The following is a 3,859-nucleotide window of genomic DNA, read 5'->3' as shown; positions in this document are numbered from 1 at the left end:
GCTCGTCCGCTACGCGCAGGAAAGCGCGAAGAACCAGTGGACCCAGGAGGATTATCCCTGGGATCCGATGGTCGATTATGCCGGCATGAAGCGCAACACCGAGGATTTCATGAGCCTGTGGCGTTGTGCGAAGCCGACCATCGCCAAGATCACGGGCTATTGCATCGGCGGCGGCATGAACCTCGCCGCCTGCTGCGACCTGCGCTACTGCAACGACGGGGCGCGTTTCGGCGTGCCGGCCGCCCGGCTGCACGTACGGCAGGGGCTCGGGATCCCCCATGAGGGCGTAGGCCGGCGGCTGCGCCGGTGACTGCGCTCGACCCGCCCTCGCTGGGTCGGTCGTAGGCGAGCGCCGGCAAGGTCACCGCCCCCGATTCCGCGGCCGGCGCGGGTGCGAAGAGTTCGGCAAGGGCGTCGGCATACTCGGCCATCCGGCCGCTGGCCGCGAGTTCCTTGACCCGCACGGTGGGGCCGTGCAGGAGCTTGTCGACGAGCCGGCCCATGGCGATCTCGACCTCGCGACGTTCGGCGTCGCCGAGATTCGGCGTGCGCGAGCGCAGGCGGCCCACTTCACCGGCGAGGATCGTGGCGCCTCGTTCACGCATGGCCGCGATCGTCGGGACCGCCGCCTGGACGGACCGGGCGCTGATGAAGTCGGCGACCTCGGTGTCGACCAGGCCGGTGGCCGCCCGGACGACGGGGTTGCCCGTTACCGCGCGCAGCCGGGCGCCCAGGTGATCCAACCCGAGTCGCGTGACCCCCCGCAGGTCCCCAGCCGCGTGCTCGATGTCGTGCGGCATCGCCAGGTCGACCAACACCTGGGGCCGCTGCGACCCCGCCCGCGCCGCGTCCACCACGGATGCTGTCAGCACCAGGCCGGGCGCCCCGACGCACGACACGACCACATCGGCGGCGCCGAGGGCATCGGGAAGTTCGGCTAGGTGGGCGGCGCGGCCGCCGACGCGGAAGGCCAGGGCTTCACCGCGGGCATACGTCCGGTTGACGATGACGATCGAGCCGTAGCCCGCGCGCGCCGCCGTGGTCGCTACCAATGCCGCCATTGCGCCCGCCCCGACGACGACGAGTCGCGTTTGCGCCGGGGGGCCGACGATCTGCGAGGCCGCCCCGAATGCGGTCTCGACCAGCGAGGAGGAATACGTCTCGATGCCGGTCTCGGTGTGGACGCGCTTGCCGACCCGCAACGCCTGCTGGAAGAGCTGGTTGAGGCTCGACCCGGTCAGCCCGGCAGCTTGTGCCTCGTGCAACGAGACCCGCAGCTGTGCCCGAATCTGGTTCTCCCCCAACGCCATCGAGTCGAGACCGCTTGCTACCCGGAAGGTATGCGCGATCGCACCATCCTCGTAGTGCACCCCGAGTCGCTCGGTCAGGTCGGCCCGCGGAAGGCCCGACTGCCCGGACAGGGCATCGGTGATGTCCGCGATCGCGCCGTGGAAGGTGGCGGCCTCGGCGTACACCTCGGTCCGGTTGCAGGTGGAGACAACGACGACCTCGCGGACGTGCTCGCTCCCGGCGATGGCGTGGGCGAGATCGCGGCGGCCGGAGGCGTCGAGGCTGATCCGTTCGAGCAGGTCGAGGGGTGCGTTGTGGTGGGAGAGGCCGAGGACGAGCAGGCTCACGGCGCCACCGCCAGCTTCGGAGCGCGGCTGCGCTGCTGCTTGTGGAAGGCGAGGATCTGCAGTTCCGTTGCGACATCGACCTTGCGCACATCGACGCCGGCAGGCACGTTCAAGGTCACGGCGGCGAAGTTCAGGATCGAAGTGACACCGGCCGCGATGAGTGCGTCGCAGACCTCCTGGGCGGCGTGCGCGGGGGTGGTGATCACACCCAGCGTGTCGGGGGCCGCGGCCAGCGCCGGGAGCGCGGTCATCGCGCTGACCACCAGGCCGGCCACGGGCTGGCCGACGACTGCGGGATCCCGATCCAGCAGCGCGACGAGCTGGAATCCGCCCGCCGCGAAACCGCCATAGGCGGCGAGGGCGCGCCCGAGGTTGCCCATGCCGACGATCAGCACGGGCCAGTCGCGCGTCAGACCGAGCGCCCGGGCGATTTCGACCGAGAGGTGGGTAACGTCATACCCGACTCCGCGCACGCCATGACTGCCGAGGAACGAGAGGTCTTTGCGCACCATCGCCGAGCCTACGCCGGTGGCCGCCGCGAGCGCTTCGGAGGAGGTCGAGACGACCCCCCTGTCGCTCATCGAGGTCAACGCGCGAAGATAGTCGGGCAGGCGGGCGACCGTGGCGTCAGGGATGCCGCGACGCCGGATCTCGGTCGCTGACACCTGGGTCACCTCGTTCTGTCAGGCGTGGTCGGGGCGATCCGGGTGCCGATCGGCACCCTCGCGCTTCTCGCAAGGCTACGCGCTTGTGAAGGCCTTCACAAAGTCTCGCGTGCAGAGTGAGATACCCCTGCGGGCATGGTCCTTCGTCGTCGCGACGGCCACGTGAGCAGCGTCACCCTGCGCCCGTGGGTCAGCGACCACGGGCGCCGAGCGCGGCGCGCAGCCGTTGCGGATCGACCCGCCAGTAGGCGTGGACCTCTCCGTCGATCAACACCACCGGGATCAGATCGCCGTATGCCGCGCTCAGGCGCGCGTCGTCGTCCACCGACTGCTCGACAACAGTCAGTCCGAACTCGGCCGCCACTGCGCGCACGACCGGCTCCGCGTCCGCGCACAGGTGACAACCCGGGCGGCCGATGAGCACAACCGGCGGGACAGTCCCGGCCCCCGGTGCGGACACGCGGTGAGCGGACGGCATACGGGCTGGGCGCGCGCGGGGCAGTCGCACGCCGTCAGTGGAAGACAGAGCGCCGCGAGGCCAGGAGGCCGTAGACGGTCTGCTGGATGGTCTCGCGCACCCGGTCGGTCAGGTCGAAGACGATCATCGGATCGTCGGCGGCCTTCGGGTCGAAGGCGCCGGTGTCGACGGGCGGGCCGAACTCGATGATCCATTTACTCGGCAACGGAATCATGCCCAGGGGGCCGAGCCAGGGGAAGGTGGGCGTCACCGGGAAATAGGGCAGACCCACCAGGTTGGCCAAGCCCTTGAGATTGGCGATCATCGGGTAGATCTCCTCGGCACCGATGATCGCGCACGGGATGATGGGCACCCCGGTGCGGATGGCCGCGGAAACGAAACCGCCGCGGCCGAAGCGTTGAAGTTTGTAGCGCTCGTTGAACGGCTTGCCGACACCCTTGAAGCCCTCGGGCCAGACACCGACGAGTTCGCCGCTGGTCAACAGGCGTTCGGCGTCGGGGTTGGTGGCGAGGGTGGCTCCGCCCTTGCGGGCGATGCTGCCCAGGCCGGGAGTGCCGAAGACCAGGTCCGCGCCGAGCTCGCGCAGTTGGCGGTGCGCAGGGTGCTTGTCGTGGATGGCGACCTGGGTCATCAGGGAATCGACCGCGACCGTGCCGGAGTGATTGGCCACCAGGAGCGCGCCACCGGTGCTGGGAATGTTCTCCAGGCCGCGAACCTCGACGCGGAACCAGGTGTAGAAGAGCGGCCGGAGGAGGGGGTAAAGGATGTGCTCGGCGAAGTCCGCGTCATAGCCGTAGTTGTCGACGGCGTAGTCGCCCGTCAGCCGGCGCCGGATGAACGCGACGGCTTCGGCGGCCTTGGCCTCAGCCTCGTCGCGCGACATACCCAAGGGCCCGGCGGCCCGGTGGGCGACGGCGCGAACACCCGCGACGAACTCCTTCAGCCCGGGCTTGCCGGGGGCAGACGGGCGTGCGGAGGGATGGGCGGCGAAGGGCGGTTCGGGCGCGAGTTCGTCGGGCTGGACCACGCGCAAGTGGCTCGCCGGCTCGCCGAGCAGGGGCGTGGCGGTGCGGCGGGCG

The 3,859-nt window shown here is 70.2% G+C and carries 4 protein-coding genes and 1 pseudogene; 1 reads left to right on the top strand and 4 read right to left on the bottom strand.

Translation table 11 applies throughout. The annotated features are described in order from the left end of the window. Positions 1 to 67 precede the first annotated feature (67 nt). A pseudogene (locus PKH97_RS14655) lies at positions 68 to 190 on the top strand (enoyl-CoA hydratase/isomerase family protein); the annotation flags it as partial. On the opposite strand, the gene PKH97_RS14650 reads toward PKH97_RS14655, so the two are convergent. The 4 genes from PKH97_RS14650 to PKH97_RS14635 all read right to left on the bottom strand — a co-directional run bounded on the left by PKH97_RS14650 (position 150) and on the right by PKH97_RS14635 (position 3,807). Further along, the gene (locus PKH97_RS14650; RefSeq protein ID WP_324388307.1) at positions 150 to 1,637 is read right to left on the bottom strand and encodes a glutamyl-tRNA reductase; all 1,488 of its coding nucleotides are present in this window, start codon (positions 1,635 to 1,637) and stop codon (positions 150 to 152) included. The pseudogene PKH97_RS14655 and the gene PKH97_RS14650 overlap by 41 nt on opposite strands. Beyond that, a complete protein-coding gene (locus PKH97_RS14645; protein WP_290717290.1) occupies positions 1,634 to 2,302 on the bottom strand; it encodes a redox-sensing transcriptional repressor Rex in 669 nt (222 codons plus the stop codon). The genes PKH97_RS14650 and PKH97_RS14645 overlap by 4 nt, the downstream gene beginning before the upstream one ends. Positions 2,303 to 2,492: 190 nt before the next feature. Then, complete coding sequence (locus PKH97_RS14640) at positions 2,493 to 2,762, bottom strand: glutaredoxin family protein (protein WP_290717292.1); 270 nt, start codon at positions 2,760 to 2,762, stop codon at positions 2,493 to 2,495. Between the two features lie 52 nt (positions 2,763 to 2,814). Further along, complete coding sequence (locus PKH97_RS14635; RefSeq protein ID WP_324388308.1) at positions 2,815 to 3,807, bottom strand: lysophospholipid acyltransferase family protein; 993 nt, start codon at positions 3,805 to 3,807, stop codon at positions 2,815 to 2,817. Positions 3,808 to 3,859 lie beyond the last annotated feature (52 nt).

This window comes from Nostocoides sp. (genome assembly GCF_035343835.1).
In the GTDB taxonomy this organism is placed as follows: Bacteria; Actinomycetota; Actinomycetes; order Actinomycetales; family Dermatophilaceae; genus Nostocoides_A; species Nostocoides_A vanveenii.
This window is presented reverse-complemented; position numbering and strand designations above follow the sequence as displayed.